The 12,648-nt window shown below is 43.1% G+C and carries 18 protein-coding genes; 12 read left to right on the forward strand and 6 right to left on the reverse strand.

Annotated features, from left to right (window positions below):
- Complete coding sequence (locus ACYVTD_RS02170) at positions 1 to 714, reverse strand: hypothetical protein (protein WP_461246137.1); 714 nt, start codon at positions 712 to 714, stop codon at positions 1 to 3.
- On the opposite strand from ACYVTD_RS02170, the gene ACYVTD_RS02175 reads away from it, so the two are divergent.
- Genes ACYVTD_RS02175 through ACYVTD_RS02185 form a run of 3 tightly spaced genes read left to right on the forward strand, consistent with a single transcriptional unit; the run spans position 713 to position 2,059 of the window.
- Positions 713 to 1,249, forward strand: coding sequence for a sensor histidine kinase (locus ACYVTD_RS02175; RefSeq protein WP_461246138.1), 537 nt, complete (start codon positions 713 to 715; stop codon positions 1,247 to 1,249). The genes ACYVTD_RS02170 and ACYVTD_RS02175 overlap by 2 nt on opposite strands.
- A 13-nt stretch (positions 1,250 to 1,262) precedes the next feature.
- The gene (locus ACYVTD_RS02180; RefSeq protein WP_461246154.1) at positions 1,263 to 1,445 is read left to right on the forward strand and encodes an ATP-binding protein; all 183 of its coding nucleotides are present in this window, start codon (positions 1,263 to 1,265) and stop codon (positions 1,443 to 1,445) included.
- Positions 1,442 to 2,059: a LuxR C-terminal-related transcriptional regulator gene (locus ACYVTD_RS02185; protein WP_461246139.1), complete on the forward strand. Its 618-nt coding sequence runs from the start codon at positions 1,442 to 1,444 to the stop codon at positions 2,057 to 2,059. The genes ACYVTD_RS02180 and ACYVTD_RS02185 overlap by 4 nt, the downstream gene beginning before the upstream one ends.
- A 72-nt stretch (positions 2,060 to 2,131) precedes the next feature.
- Here the strand turns inward: ACYVTD_RS02185 and ACYVTD_RS02190 are convergent, their stop codons facing one another.
- Both ACYVTD_RS02190 and ACYVTD_RS02195 read right to left on the reverse strand, forming a co-directional pair.
- Positions 2,132 to 2,548 (reverse strand): PIN domain-containing protein, encoded by a 417-nt coding sequence (locus ACYVTD_RS02190; RefSeq protein ID WP_461246140.1) that lies wholly within the window; start codon positions 2,546 to 2,548, stop codon positions 2,132 to 2,134.
- The gene (locus ACYVTD_RS02195) at positions 2,548 to 2,823 is read right to left on the reverse strand and encodes a hypothetical protein (RefSeq protein ID WP_461246141.1); all 276 of its coding nucleotides are present in this window, start codon (positions 2,821 to 2,823) and stop codon (positions 2,548 to 2,550) included. The genes ACYVTD_RS02190 and ACYVTD_RS02195 overlap by 1 nt, the downstream gene beginning before the upstream one ends.
- A gap of 342 nt (positions 2,824 to 3,165) precedes the next feature.
- Here ACYVTD_RS02195 and ACYVTD_RS02200 point away from each other — a divergent pair, with 342 nt between their 5' ends.
- The 3 genes from ACYVTD_RS02200 to ACYVTD_RS02210 all read left to right on the forward strand — a co-directional run bounded on the left by ACYVTD_RS02200 (position 3,166) and on the right by ACYVTD_RS02210 (position 5,619).
- The gene (locus tag ACYVTD_RS02200) at positions 3,166 to 3,798 is read left to right on the forward strand and encodes a hypothetical protein (protein ID WP_461246142.1); all 633 of its coding nucleotides are present in this window, start codon (positions 3,166 to 3,168) and stop codon (positions 3,796 to 3,798) included.
- A 33-nt stretch (positions 3,799 to 3,831) separates the two neighbouring features.
- Positions 3,832 to 5,244, forward strand: coding sequence for a hypothetical protein (locus tag ACYVTD_RS02205; RefSeq protein ID WP_461246143.1), 1,413 nt, complete (start codon positions 3,832 to 3,834; stop codon positions 5,242 to 5,244).
- A 126-nt stretch (positions 5,245 to 5,370) separates the two neighbouring features.
- Complete coding sequence (locus tag ACYVTD_RS02210; protein ID WP_461246144.1) at positions 5,371 to 5,619, forward strand: AbrB/MazE/SpoVT family DNA-binding domain-containing protein; 249 nt, start codon at positions 5,371 to 5,373, stop codon at positions 5,617 to 5,619.
- 235 nt (positions 5,620 to 5,854) lie between these two features.
- Here ACYVTD_RS02210 and ACYVTD_RS02215 read toward each other — a convergent pair whose 3' ends face one another.
- The 3 genes from ACYVTD_RS02215 to ACYVTD_RS02225 form a co-directional block, all read right to left on the reverse strand.
- A complete protein-coding gene (locus tag ACYVTD_RS02215; protein ID WP_461246145.1) occupies positions 5,855 to 6,142 on the reverse strand; it encodes a hypothetical protein in 288 nt (95 codons plus the stop codon).
- Positions 6,143 to 6,213: 71 nt separating this feature from the next.
- Positions 6,214 to 6,480 carry a TIGR03905 family TSCPD domain-containing protein gene (locus ACYVTD_RS02220; protein WP_461246146.1) on the reverse strand — a complete coding sequence of 89 codons (267 nt, stop codon included), beginning with the start codon at positions 6,478 to 6,480 and terminating at the stop codon, positions 6,214 to 6,216.
- Between the two features lie 17 nt (positions 6,481 to 6,497).
- Entirely contained in the window at positions 6,498 to 7,034 is a 537-nt protein-coding gene (locus tag ACYVTD_RS02225; RefSeq protein WP_461246147.1) for a 4Fe-4S binding protein, read from the reverse strand.
- A 223-nt stretch (positions 7,035 to 7,257) separates the two neighbouring features.
- Between ACYVTD_RS02225 and ACYVTD_RS02230 the strand changes: the two genes are divergently transcribed.
- The 6 genes from ACYVTD_RS02230 to ACYVTD_RS02255 all read left to right on the forward strand — a co-directional run.
- Positions 7,258 to 7,911, forward strand: coding sequence for an amino acid ABC transporter permease (locus tag ACYVTD_RS02230; RefSeq protein ID WP_461246148.1), 654 nt, complete (start codon positions 7,258 to 7,260; stop codon positions 7,909 to 7,911).
- On the forward strand, positions 7,898 to 8,569 hold the full coding sequence (locus tag ACYVTD_RS02235; protein ID WP_461246149.1) for an amino acid ABC transporter permease: 672 nt from the start codon (positions 7,898 to 7,900) through the stop codon (positions 8,567 to 8,569). Before ACYVTD_RS02230 ends, ACYVTD_RS02235 begins: the two co-directional genes overlap by 14 nt.
- Positions 8,570 to 8,571: 2 nt before the next feature.
- On the forward strand, positions 8,572 to 9,348 hold the full coding sequence (locus tag ACYVTD_RS02240) for an amino acid ABC transporter ATP-binding protein (protein WP_461246150.1): 777 nt from the start codon (positions 8,572 to 8,574) through the stop codon (positions 9,346 to 9,348).
- Positions 9,345 to 10,205 (forward strand): cysteine ABC transporter substrate-binding protein, encoded by an 861-nt coding sequence (locus ACYVTD_RS02245; RefSeq protein WP_461246151.1) that lies wholly within the window; start codon positions 9,345 to 9,347, stop codon positions 10,203 to 10,205. The genes ACYVTD_RS02240 and ACYVTD_RS02245 overlap by 4 nt, the downstream gene beginning before the upstream one ends.
- Positions 10,206 to 10,282: 77 nt before the next feature.
- Positions 10,283 to 11,572, forward strand: coding sequence for an O-acetylhomoserine aminocarboxypropyltransferase/cysteine synthase family protein (locus ACYVTD_RS02250; protein ID WP_461246152.1), 1,290 nt, complete (start codon positions 10,283 to 10,285; stop codon positions 11,570 to 11,572).
- 121 nt (positions 11,573 to 11,693) lie between these two features.
- A partial coding sequence (locus ACYVTD_RS02255) for an SLC5/6 family protein (protein WP_461246153.1) occupies positions 11,694 to 12,648 on the forward strand: 955 nt, incomplete at its 3' end.

A 12,648-nucleotide genomic window follows, 5' to 3' on the forward strand; every position in this document is an offset into this window, starting at 1 on the left:
TTAACTTTCGGTTTTCAGACTTGCAATCTGCCGAACTTTGGCAAGCAAGAGTGCGGTTCCGTAGCCAAGGAAAGAGGATACAAGGCGGTCAAGCAGGTTGACCGGAATACGAGAGCCAATCTCCACGACAATGAGCGGTAAACCTTTTCTGATCAGTGCGGACTTGAAGTCCATTTCAGAGGATGTGGTGGCAGGTGCGGCGGGCTGTAAAATATCAATAAGCGTGGCGAAAAAACCTCCCAACACGCTGATAACCACGCATAGTGCAAAAGACAGCATGACCAGTAAAATAACAGTTTCTATCAAAATCTGTATATTAATTTTTTGGGCTGTCGGCTTTTCCCGCGCACCGATGTCCAGTTCACGTGGAAACCAGCGGATAAATTGTGCGGTAACTAGGGCTACCGCTATATTGCAGAGGGTATACAGGTACGGAGGCAAACCAAAAAAATAGATGCTGTGATGCAACAGGTTGGTTATGGCTCCCGTCAGAACGCCCCAGAATAGACCGCAGAAAAATGTAACGGTCATAGTGAACGCCGTATCCAAATACAGGGGGATGCCCAGAAAGTTATGCAAAAAACGGCTCAGAACCGTATTCAGCACGACTCCTGCAAGGCATACAAAAACGCAGACAATCTGTTTTGACTTTTGCATATTATAATTAAAAACGTTAATTGCCTTTTTGTCTAGTTTAGCGTTATAATAAGCCATGCTTGGCGAAAGAACAATTAACACCGCCGAATTCGAATCCTATTTCCGTCTGCTGTGGCTTTTGGTGCTGTTTGTGAGCCTCCTTGTGGTTTTTCTCTGCTATCTTTACTTTGCCGCACGAAAAGCCCGTGAGAGGGAATCAAAAACAATTGCCTTTTCCTCGCTGATGTTGGAAGGGCAGGAAGCCGAACGAATGCGGATTGCCGCCGAACTCCATGACTCGGTTCTTCAGGATTTACAGGACAAAGCCATTGCCGCACGGATTAGGGAAATCTGCAACCGCCTGATGCCGCCTGACTTTACTCGTTTAAGCCTGCGTGATTCCCTCTACTCGCTGTGCAATTCGTTTGTAAAACGGACGGGGATTGAGTGCGTTGTGGAAATAACTGATGATCCATGCTTTGAGTCCCTGAGCGGCGAGATGCGGTTGCACCTGTACCGGATTGCACAGGAAGCGCTCAACAATGCCGAAAAACATTCCCATGCCCAAAAAACCATGCTTGTAGCACGTTTATCGTCCGGGGGGGGGGTATAACATCAATTCGCTTCTGTTCAGCGTTTCCGACGACGGCAAAGGGCTTGCAAACGGTTTTGAAACGACAAGCGGCTTAGGGCTACAAACTATGCGTCATCGGGCAATGCTTCTTGGCGGACGCATTGATTTTATCAGCGAAGAAGGCAACGGCTTTATGGTGTGCATTGAAATACCGCATAACAAGGAAGTAAAATGAACAGCATTTTTATTCTGGAAGATCACCCGGTAATGCTTAAAGGGCTTGCCTCGTGGTTCGTTGGGACGGGACGATGGCAGGTTTTGGGAATCGCGCCGAACCTTGAAGACGCAAAGTCATTGTTAGCTGAAGTTCCACCATTACCTGACATCATACTTCTGGACATTCAATTGAAGTCCGGGGAGTCTGTGGACAGTTGCGGTTTCGATCTTATCCCCTGGCTTCGGGAGCGTTACGGCAAAAAAGCGCCCCCGGTAACTGTCTACACCCATTTTGACGACTATGCTCACGCCAACACCGCTTTGCTTCTGGTGGCAAAAGGCTATGTGTGCAAACACCGCAGTGAAGAAGAACTAGAAGCCGCTCTGCTCTCCGTACTGCGTGGTGAAACCGCCATAGACGAATCGGTGAAGACCGGACTGCAAAACGCCACGGAAACCAAAAAACTCCTAACTTCACGTGAAGCGGAGATTCTGGCTCTGGTTGTAAACGGCTTATCCAACAAACGCATTGCCACCGATCTTGGCATCAGCCAACGTACTGTAGAAAACACGCTCTCCTGCATTTATTTCAAAACCGGAATCGCATCAAGGGCGGAATTGCGGAAAATGTAGCGGAAAGAAATTAACACCCATAGCGGATATTACATTCCTTTTGTGCCTCTGCGAGATGTCCTCTTCAATTCCTCATTTTTCTTTTGTAAATAATTGCACAAACTGATCAGGCGTTATTGCAGGAATGGCACTTAAAGAATAATCTTTAGTGTTTCGGGTAACAATATAATCAACAGAAAAACTTTTCCCAACGACAAACTGAACGGAATCTTCAAAGTCTTCCCAGTCAAGATTCAAAGCCTCATAGATATTGCCGTCTGTTACGGTTGCAGGGGAAAAAATTTCTAAAAGTTCTTTCATTGCGTCTTTAGTCGGCTTTTTACCGAGAGTGCTTTTAGCAAGAAAGAAAATATCAGTTATTGCGGAAGCGGAGATAAAACCTGAAATAATATTTTTTTCCACCAATTTTGAGACAGCTTCCGAAACAGCAAAATCTTTGCGGTGAAGAAGAATGTCTAGCGCAACATTGGTATCAATCAAGACTTTCATCAGAGGTGTTTTGCCAGCCTTTTCATGCGCCATTCATCAAGATCAATATCTCCCAAACTTGAGAGTACGCCCGATATGGCTTGTGTATGAGGACAGTCTTTTAACAATTCGTTAAATTCTTTTTTCGTAAAACGCGGTATGTCGTTATTGGCTTTGGGTTTTTCCTTTACAGGAAACAGGATTGTTATGTCTGTTCTCCCTTTTGGTATGTTTCGGGGAACATCAAGTATAACCCGATAATCGTCAGTAATATCTACCGTTTGTGTTATCGTCATACATTAAATATACTAAATGATTAAGAAAAAAGAAAGGGGCGCAATGTCTCACCGATAAAAACGCCAAAGACTTAAAAACTTGTAGGTAAAAAATAGTGATGTTATGGTAGAGTAACGGCAATAGTGCTTAACGCCGAATCAGCCTACAAAACTCGCAAATTTTCCACAAAACCGTGCGTAAACTACTTAAATTGACCTAAAAAAACCTTCAAATCCGTGCGTAACTACTCATGACAAAAAATTTTAATAATCTTAAAATTCTATTAATACCGTCCTATAAAGAACGGATAAATCTTCGTGATTACCTGCCATAGAGGTAGGTTTAACAAAAAGGAGTTTTTTATGAAGAAGATTGTTTGCATCATGGTATTGACTTTCGTAATTATGGGGGCGGCTTTTGCCCAAGCAAAACCGGCGACACCTGCTCCTGCACCAGCAAAACCTGCTACACCTGCTACACCTGCAGCTCCGGCGGCAGTGCCACAGGAGAAAAAGAACGCTATTGCGCTGGACTTGTTCCAACTGTTCAAGGGGTTTATCGCTACCGACAGCGATAGTGATTTTTCGGTCTTCATTTTTTCCGCCGCTTATGAACGGCTTATCGTTCCACACTTTAGCGTTGGCGGCGACGCTGAAACGTATTTTATTACTTTGGGCAGCATTAGCCTTTTCTATCTCGGAATTGCCGCCGAGGGACGGTATTATCCTGTGACAAACTTTGATAAGTTCTTCATTGGCACAACGTTTGGGTTTAACTTTTTGGCAGGTTCGGTGGACATAAATAGTGACGATGGTATTGGTATTCACGGTTTTGCAGGACTGACTACTTCACTCAAGGTGGGCTATAAACTGATATTCCCCAACAATAATATCTATGTAGAGCCGTCCATGGCTTATGTTTTGTCAAAGTCTTCATCTTATTTCCCAACGCCCTTTGGCTGGAACGGCGGATTACGTTTTGGGTATATGTTCTAAAAAATAGTCACTCATGCGACACATGGAGGTTATATGAAAAGAAATATTTTTTTAAGTTTGACAACGGCTATTCTGCTGATTGCGACCGCATGTAGCGGTTCCTTTACAGACCCTGGAATGTTGGATCAGCCCGGTGGCGGCACAAGCGGTGGCGGTGGTTGGGGTACGGGCGGTGGTGGCGGCACTACAACAGGCATACAAATAACCACAACGTCATTGCCTAATGGGAAAGTAGGAGTGCCTTACAGCCAAACTTTAACAGCAACAGATACTACTAATAATACGATCACATGGAGAATATTATCAGGCTCATTGCCCAACGGCGTGGGGTTTTCTAGTACAGGGGTAATTGCAGGAACGCCGACAGAGGCAGGAACATTTAATTTCACGGTTGAAGCAAAAGCAACAAACGTTGTTAAGAGCAGCACTAAGGCGTTTTCTATCGTTATCGCTCGAAGAGAAGGCGACAGCAAAGAAACTGCCATTCCGCTTACTCTGAACACATGGGCTAACGGCAACCTCCTCACATTAAGCGATGTGCAGTGGTTCTCCTTTACCGCCACCGCATCAACGCAGTACATTTATGTTAATAACGGGACATCGACAACCTTGCTTGTGCAGGTATATGACTCAAACAATACCGCAGTCGGAGAGGCAACACAGTTTCCTCGTTATACCAAATACATCTCGATGTCATTAACACCGGGGCAGACGTACTATATCAAGGTTAGCACGAGTTATTCCATTGGCAATAGCACATGCACATATAAGATAGGGTTCAACACGAGTTGGGTTCCTCCTCCGGGTGCCATTCAGCTTACCCTGGACACATGGACTGACGGCAATCTTCCCACATCAAGTGATGAACAGTGGTTTTCCTTTACCGCCACCGCATCAACGCAGTACATTCATGTTAATTACGGGATGATGACATCCTTATATGTGCAGGTATATAACTCAAGCGGAACCACAGTCGGAAGCGAAACACAATTGTTAAGTTCTATCACTGCTACCTTAAGCAAATACACCTCGTTGTCAGTAACATCGGGGCAGACGTACTATATCAGGGTTAGACTGTATCCCAACAGCGGCAGCGGCACATACAAGATCGGATTTACTGAGGGATTTTATCCTCCCGAAACTACCATAACCCAACTTACTCTGAACACATGGGCTGACGGCAATATCCCCACATCAAGCGATGAGCAGTGGTTCTACTTTATCGCCACCGCATCAACGCAGTACATTCATGTTGATTTCGGGACGCTGACAAGCTTGTATGTGGATGCAGTCGGAAGCGAATCACGGCTGGATAATTCAACATACACCTCGCGGTCAGTAACATTGGGGCAGACGTACTATATCAAGGTTAGCCCATATAACAGCAATTACAAAGGCACGTACCGGATAGGGTTTACCACGTCAACAACACCGCCACAGAATTGATGAGTAGAGGGAAGTAATTTTTAAATAGCGAGTAGTGTGCCTTGCATTGCGGGGCACACTACTTGTTGCGTATTCCTATTGACAATTTTTGTAATTACAATATAATTACAAAATAGAGGTGTAATAATGTTGACTTCCGTTGTCCAAATTGGTAATTCTCGCGGTATTAGGTTACCAAAAAGAATTTTTAATGAATTAAAAATAAAAGACGAAGTGGAATTAATTATCAATAAAGATAGATTAATTATTAAAGGTGTAAAGAAAAAACCACGGCAGGGCTGGAGCGAAGCTTTTGCAAAAAAAACTACGGACAAAACTTATAAACTATTAATACCTGATAATATTGACAATGAAACTTTTGAATGGGTTTGGTAGTGGAACAATATTCTATTTGTCTTGTTAATCTGGAGCCAACAATTGGGACACGCGGCATAACTGGACACCTGAATTTCATTGAAAATGAGTAGTGTGCCTTACATTGCGGGGTACACTACTTGTTGTGGTTTCAAAGCGGTCTTGTATGAGGACGCAGGGTGTCAGTAAGCTCGGAATAACAGTCACTTGTTTCTTTATTAATTTTCGTTATCATCGGAAATAGTTAGAACTTTCATTACAGATGTTTCGCCAGCCTTTCCATGCGGATTTCATCAACTGTCATATCAGTATGCAAAATACCTGTCAATGAACGCAAGGTTTCATCTGCAAGCAATTCTTCTTTCATCGCTTTGGTAAGCCGAATTTTGCCGTTGTTGAGAACAGGCTTTGAAGGCTGCGCCTTTTTCTTGTCGGGAAACTGTAATATTATACTTGTCCGCCCGGTCGGTACTTCACGAGGAACTTCAAAATCCAAATGCAACTTCCGATCAGCAGGAATTTCAACAGTTTGTGTAATGGTCATGGGCAAGCCTCCATAAGTAGAACATAGCATGAAAAATAGCAAAAAGCAAGGTAACGCAAAATTTTACCGTCCTACTTACTTTCCAAGTACGCCTTCTCTACTGCAATTGCAAGTTGATCCGGGCATGATGTTTCCTTGGTTACTCCTCTTTCTACACAGAGGATTCCTTTGCATTTTTCTTTTATTGCTTCTACGGTCATTCCGTCAACAAGGCGTGGGATTACTTGCAGATTGCCGCTGCAACCGCCTGCAAACGATACATTGGTTATGATATTTCCGTTAATATCAAAATTAATTTCTTTGGAACAAGTTCCCTGTGTTTTATATGAGTATCTCATATCGCCAGTATACGCTATTAACCCGCTATATGCCTATATTGTAAATCGCGTATTTTTCCTGTGGTAGTGCCCATGGGACAGAATGTACACCACGCGCGCGGGGTAAAAAGAATTCCGCAAATCACCGCTATCGCGGTGGCTACTTCCATAAAAACCAGAATTGTATAACCTATTCTGTCAATGTCCAATGTCGGAACAATCCATATCATTAGCCCGATAAATGAACCCATCATCAAAGCCCATATAACAAATTTAAAACCTTTTGTTTTAGTTATGGCGGGGCGTTTAAGCGCGAAAAAAGCAAATGGGCGCGTTATCAACCCGATAAATGATCCTCTTGGGCATATTCTAGCGCAACTCATTTTTCCATAGCCCGCAATAGCAATGATAATCGGCGTAAACATACAGACCAGTCCGTAAAACCCAAACGGATGCCAAAAGTTGGCTATCGTCATCCATGCTATAGTGATTATCCATGACCATCCCTGCCAGGAAGGACACCAAGTCTTGCCGTTTACTACTGTTGATTTAATTTTCCGAGTTAAATATGTCATATTTACTATACTCCTAATAATCTTACTATATATATATGATTACAGTATATTTTATTACAAAAAAAATGGCATTGTCAACAATTAAAAAGTTGTTTTTTTTCTCAAAACATACTTGACATATGTGTCTAATATGTTTATAATACATATTAAATACATAGGTAATATGTGTTTAATATGACTGGAATATCAGTTATCTATATTTAAGGAGGATTCAGTTAAAAACATGGATTGGAAATTTATCATTAATCATCTACCAGTGTTTAAAGACGCGGCATTGCTGACGTTGGGTATTGGCATACTGGGAATTTTATTTTCATTAGCTGTCGGTCTGTTATCAGGGCTGTCGCTTTATTTCAAAACGCCGATTATATGGAGAATTGCCTCAGTCTATGTAGAATTATCCCGTAATACGCCGTTATTAGTGCAATTGTTTTTTCTCTATTTTGGGTTGCCCAAAATAGGGCTAGCCATACCTTCGGCAGTTTGCGCGGTTATTGGGCTTACTTTTCTTGGCGGCGGTTATATGGCTGAAGCTTTTCGCAGCGGTTTTGAAGCGGTGGAAACTATTCAATACGAGAGTGCGTTGAGTTTGGGTTTTACTAAGATTGGGGCAATTCGTCACGTTATATTTGCACAGGCGTTTGCCATGTCGCTTCCCGCTGTTCTTGCCAATATAATTTTCCTCATTAAAGAAACATCTGTTTTCAGCGTAGTCGCGCTTGCAGATCTCATGTATGTGGCAAAAGACCTCATCGGACTTTATTACAACACAGGCGAAACGCTTTTTATGCTTGTGTGTTTTTACCTTGTCATTCTGCTTCCTGTTTCGCTGTTTGCGTCCGCGCTTGAAAGGAGACTTCGTTATGCAGGATTTTAAGGTGTTGTTTGAGGGAAACGCGCTGTGGCGGCTGTTAGGCGGATTGCTTGTTTCAGTGCGTATCGCAATGCTCGCGCTACTGCTTTCGATACCTCTGGGCATTTTATTTGGGATGTTCCTTTCGGTAAAAAATAATGTCTGCCGTTTGATTGGCAGAGTATATCTTGAAGCCTTGCGTATCATGCCGCAACTTGTACTGTTGTTTCTTGTGTATTTTGGATTGACACGCGCATTTGGCTGGAATCTTTCAGGCGAAACTTCGGCGGTGCTGGTATTCACATTATGGGGCGCGGCGGAATTGGGCGACCTGGTTCGCGGCGCGATAGCCTCCATACCGGAACATCAGTATTTAAGCGCGGCGGCACTCGCTCTTACAAAAAGGCAAACGTATTTACATATTATACTGCCGCAAACTATACGGCGGCTTGTACCACTTTCAATTAACTTGGCAACACGCATGATAAAGACAACTTCACTGATTGCGCTTATCGGCGTACTAGAAGTTTTAAAGGTGGGACAGCAAATTATTGAGGGAAATCGTTATACAGCGCCCAAGGCGGCATTTCCAATATATGCCGTCATTTTTCTTTTATATTTTCTTTCATGCTGGCCGCTCTCCGCATTTGGCAAGCATTTAGAAAAAAAATGGAGTGTTTAACAATGGAAACTATACTAAGCATCCAGCGGCTTAATAAATACTATGACAAAGAGCATACGCTCAAAGATATTTCCTTTTCAATAGGAAAAGGCGAAGCTGTTGTAATCATCGGTCCTTCCGGTTGCGGCAAGAGTACTCTTCTGCGCTGTATTAACGGATTAGAGAAGATCCAATCCGGAGAAATTTTCATGGAAAACGAATCTCTTACAGAAGGGAAACCCGACTGGAGTCTTATACGTCAAAAAGTCGGCATGGTGTTTCAAAGTTATGAACTGTTTCCTCACAAAACGGTGTTGGATAACCTCATACTTGCCCCGCTCTGTGTGCAAAAGAAACGGCGGACAGATACATTAAAAGCGGCAGATGTTATTCTTACACGGGTTGGACTAATTGAAAAACGAAACGCGTATCCGCGCCAGCTTTCAGGGGGACAGAAACAACGCGTCGCTATTGCTCGCGCGCTGATGATGAATCCTGAAATTATGCTTTTTGACGAGGTGACAGCGGCGCTTGATCCTGAAATGGTACGCGAGGTTCTTGACGTGCTACTGGGGCTTGCCCGTGAGGGCATGACAATGCTGATTGTTACGCATGAAATGGAGTTTGCCCGCGCCGTATCTGACCGTATACTTTTCTTTGACGGCGGTGTACTACAGGAAGAAAATACCCCCGATAATTTTTTTACTGCGCCGCGCACAGAACGCGCCAAACAATTTTTAAATTTGTTTCAATTTAAAAAAATTGAAACAAAAAATATTTTTATGGAGGATAAAAAATGAAATCCAAAAAAACAACTGTCGTGAACGTAAAGCATTTAATTTACGTTTCTATTGCTGCGCTTTTGCTGGTGTTTATCACCGCATGCACGGCTTCAAAATCCGGTAAATTTCGTACGCTTAACGAAATTAAATCATCTGGAAAAGTCGTTATCGGCGTGTTTTCCGACAAAGCCCCTTTCGGGTATGTTGATGCAAACGGTCGTTATAAAGGCTATGATGTTTATTTTGCCGATCGCATAGCAAAGGATTTGGGCGTGAAAGTGGAGTATAAGTCCGTTGAACCTGCTAGCCGTGTCGAATTCCTTGAAACAGGTAAAGTGGACATTATTTTGGCTAATTTCACCGTAACAAAAGAGCGCGCCCAGAAAGTCGATTTTGCCTTGCCGTATATGAAAGTATCTTTGGGCGTGGTAAGTCCCAACGACGCTTTGATTACCGATGTAAAACAATTAGAAGGGAAAAAACTGATTGTCGCAAAGGGAACAACTGCCGACAGCTACTTTACAGCCAATCATCCCGAAGTTAACCTGTTGAAGTTCGACCAATACACTGAAACCTTCAACGCCCTACTTGACAAAAGAGCCGATGCGTTCTCAACTGATAATACAGAAGTTTTAGCGTGGGCGCTGCAAAACCCCGGCTTTACAGTTGGTATACCTTCTCTTGGCGGACTTGACACTATCGCCCCTGCCGTTACGAAAGGAAATTCAACATTGCTACAGTGGATTAACGATAAAATTAAAGCGCTGGCAGCCGAGCAATTCTTTCATAATGATTATAACGAAACACTTGAGCCTGTATACGGTAACGCGGTTAATCCCGATGAGCTTGTTGTTGAAGGCGGCGTTGTTCAGTGAATAGACGCTTTTGTCTAAAAAAAGTATTAGTAGGAATTCGTAGAATTCCTTAATTAACAATCCATTAGGAGGATATTATGAGTAAGTATCGTTTAGAAACCCTAGCGGTCCACGCCGGACAGGAAAAGCCGGATAGCGCGACCACAGCCCGCGCGGTTCCAATTTACAGAACCGCGTCTTATGTGTTTAAAAGCACGGAACACGCGGCAAACTTGTTCGGTTTGCGGGAACTTGGGAATATTTATTCCCGTCTTACAAACCCGACCAACGAAGTTCTGGAAAAAAGAATAACAGCTTTAGAAGGAGGAGCCGCGTCCGTCGCCATAGCCAGTGGAACTTCGGCTATTTTCTACGCTATAATCACCCTTGCCCAAGCAGGCGATGAAATTGTGAGCGCCACGAACCTTTACGGAGGCAGTTACACGATGTTCGACGCTATTTTGCCCACGCTCGGCATAAAGGTGAAATTCGTAGACCAAAGCAAACCAGAAAATTTTGAAAAGGCGATTACGCCCAAAACCAAGGCGTTGTTTGTGGAAACCATCGGCAACCCAGTTCTTGACGTTGTGGATTTTAAAGCGATAGCAGACATAGCCCACAAAAACGGACTGCCTTTAATTGTGGATTCCACATTCACAACCCCGTACCTTTTCAAGGCAATTGAACACGGCGCGGACATCGTTGTCAATTCTCTGACAAAATGGCTTGGCGGTCATGGCACAAATATCGGCGGCATAATTACCGATGCCGGAACATTTGACTGGAAAGCCGGCAAACACCCGCTTTTCACAGAGCCGGACGCCAATTACCACGGCTTGCGCTGGGCGATTGACTTACCTGACGCGCTAAAACCAATAGCTTTCGCGCTTCGCGTCCGTACTGTTCCATTACGCAATTTAGGAGCCGCCCTTTCGCCGGACAACGCATGGCAGTTCCTGCAGGGCATTGAAACCTTACACCTGCGTGTTGAGCGCCATGTAGAAAACACTTTGAAAGTCGCAGAGTGGCTGAAAAAACATCACAAAGTCGCATGGGTTCGCTATCCTGGGCTTTCCGATGACCCGACTCATGCGCTTGCGAAAAAGTATTTCAAACACGGCTACGGCGGCGTGGTTGTATTCGGCTTAAAGAGCGGTTATGACGGAGCTATCAAGTTTATAAATAACTTGCCTCTATTCTCTCTACTTGCTAACGTGGGAGACGCCAAGAGTTTGGTCATACATCCCGCAAGTACGACACATTCCCAGCTTAGTCCTGAACAGCAAAAAGAGGGCGGACTTTCGCCCGATTTGATCCGCCTGTCCATCGGCATTGAGCATATAGACGATATTATAGAAGCATTGGAAGAAGGGATTAGCAAGTCATAATAATAATGCAGGGGTTGAAAATTTTCAGCCCCTGCATTTGCTCTAGATGATCTGCGACAGAGATATAAATTCAAACTGTACCCTATAACACATTTCACAAATATTTAATGGGAGAATAACTATGAAAAGAAGCGCCATGTTTTTACTTTGGGTTGGAGCGGCAATTTCTATCTCTGAAATATTTACCGGCGGACTGCTTGCTCCACTTGGTTTTGTTCAAGGACTTATTGTAATAATTATTGGACATTTAATCGGAACGGCGTTGTTTGCCGGAGGCGCTTATATTTCTTATTACCGAAAAGTAAACGCAATGGACAGCGTTGCTTTTTCTTTTGGTAAAAATGGCGGCAAACTTGTCGCATTGTGTAACATAGTACAGCTTGTAGGTTGGATTATTATTTTAGTAGTACAAGCGGGAGGCGCAATTGCCGCCGTATTACCAAATATTCCTTTTTGGACGATAACGCTTACTTTATCTGTTTTTCAAATAATATGGGCTTTAATTTTTGGCAGCCCAGGTGGGAAAATAAACGATATAGCGGTTGTTCTTTTGGCAAGCCTTTGCGTTTTATTTCTTATTGAATCATTTGGTTATAAATCAGATTTTATTCTTATGTCAAATAACATGAGCATAATGTTAGGAATAGAATTATCCATAGCGATGCCTGTTTCGTGGCTACCATTAGTGGGAGATTATTCCTGTAAAGCGAATGACAAAATATCCGCCGTATTAATGCCGTTTTTAGGATATTTTTTTGGAAGTTGTTTTATGTATTTTATCGGACTTTCAATCGTCATTTACAATGGAAATAATATTTTTGAATTTATCGCGTCAAGTAAATTTCGCTATGTTGCCTGCGGCATAGTTTTATTATCAACTATAACTACTAATTTTGTCGCCATCTATTCCGCGGCAGTTTCATCTACACAATGGGTAAAAAGTAAAAACATTCGGATCTCGATAATAGTAATTGGATTATTTACGTTATTAATTTCCGTGTTTTTCCCAATCAACCGTTTTGCGCTAATTCTAGAAAAATTCCTGACATTTATTACAATGGTATTTGTACCAATAT

This window comes from Treponema sp. R6D11 (assembly GCF_054786075.1).

Excerpts from the sequence above, each read along its gene's own strand:
- ACYVTD_RS02170 (WP_461246137.1), bottom strand. The coding sequence starts at position 714 with ATGGCTTATTATAACGCTAAACTAGACAAAAAGGCAATTAACGTTTTT.
- ACYVTD_RS02195 (WP_461246141.1), bottom strand. The coding sequence starts at position 2,823 with ATGACGATAACACAAACGGTAGATATTACTGACGATTATCGGGTTATA.
- ACYVTD_RS02190 (WP_461246140.1), bottom strand. The coding sequence starts at position 2,548 with ATGAAAGTCTTGATTGATACCAATGTTGCGCTAGACATTCTTCTTCAC.
- ACYVTD_RS02245 (WP_461246151.1), top strand. The coding sequence starts at position 9,345 with ATGAAATCCAAAAAAACAACTGTCGTGAACGTAAAGCATTTAATTTAC.
- ACYVTD_RS02225 (WP_461246147.1), bottom strand. The coding sequence starts at position 7,034 with ATGACATATTTAACTCGGAAAATTAAATCAACAGTAGTAAACGGCAAG.
- ACYVTD_RS02200 (WP_461246142.1), top strand. The coding sequence starts at position 3,166 with ATGAAGAAGATTGTTTGCATCATGGTATTGACTTTCGTAATTATGGGG.
- ACYVTD_RS02230 (WP_461246148.1), top strand. The coding sequence starts at position 7,258 with ATGGATTGGAAATTTATCATTAATCATCTACCAGTGTTTAAAGACGCG.
- ACYVTD_RS02175 (WP_461246138.1), top strand. The coding sequence starts at position 713 with ATGCTTGGCGAAAGAACAATTAACACCGCCGAATTCGAATCCTATTTC.
- ACYVTD_RS02185 (WP_461246139.1), top strand. The coding sequence starts at position 1,442 with ATGAACAGCATTTTTATTCTGGAAGATCACCCGGTAATGCTTAAAGGG.
- ACYVTD_RS02215 (WP_461246145.1), bottom strand. The coding sequence starts at position 6,142 with ATGACCATTACACAAACTGTTGAAATTCCTGCTGATCGGAAGTTGCAT.
- ACYVTD_RS02235 (WP_461246149.1), top strand. The coding sequence starts at position 7,898 with ATGCAGGATTTTAAGGTGTTGTTTGAGGGAAACGCGCTGTGGCGGCTG.
- ACYVTD_RS02250 (WP_461246152.1), top strand. The coding sequence starts at position 10,283 with ATGAGTAAGTATCGTTTAGAAACCCTAGCGGTCCACGCCGGACAGGAA.
- ACYVTD_RS02205 (WP_461246143.1), top strand. The coding sequence starts at position 3,832 with ATGAAAAGAAATATTTTTTTAAGTTTGACAACGGCTATTCTGCTGATT.
- ACYVTD_RS02240 (WP_461246150.1), top strand. The coding sequence starts at position 8,572 with ATGGAAACTATACTAAGCATCCAGCGGCTTAATAAATACTATGACAAA.
- ACYVTD_RS02210 (WP_461246144.1), top strand. The coding sequence starts at position 5,371 with ATGTTGACTTCCGTTGTCCAAATTGGTAATTCTCGCGGTATTAGGTTA.
- ACYVTD_RS02220 (WP_461246146.1), bottom strand. The coding sequence starts at position 6,480 with ATGAGATACTCATATAAAACACAGGGAACTTGTTCCAAAGAAATTAAT.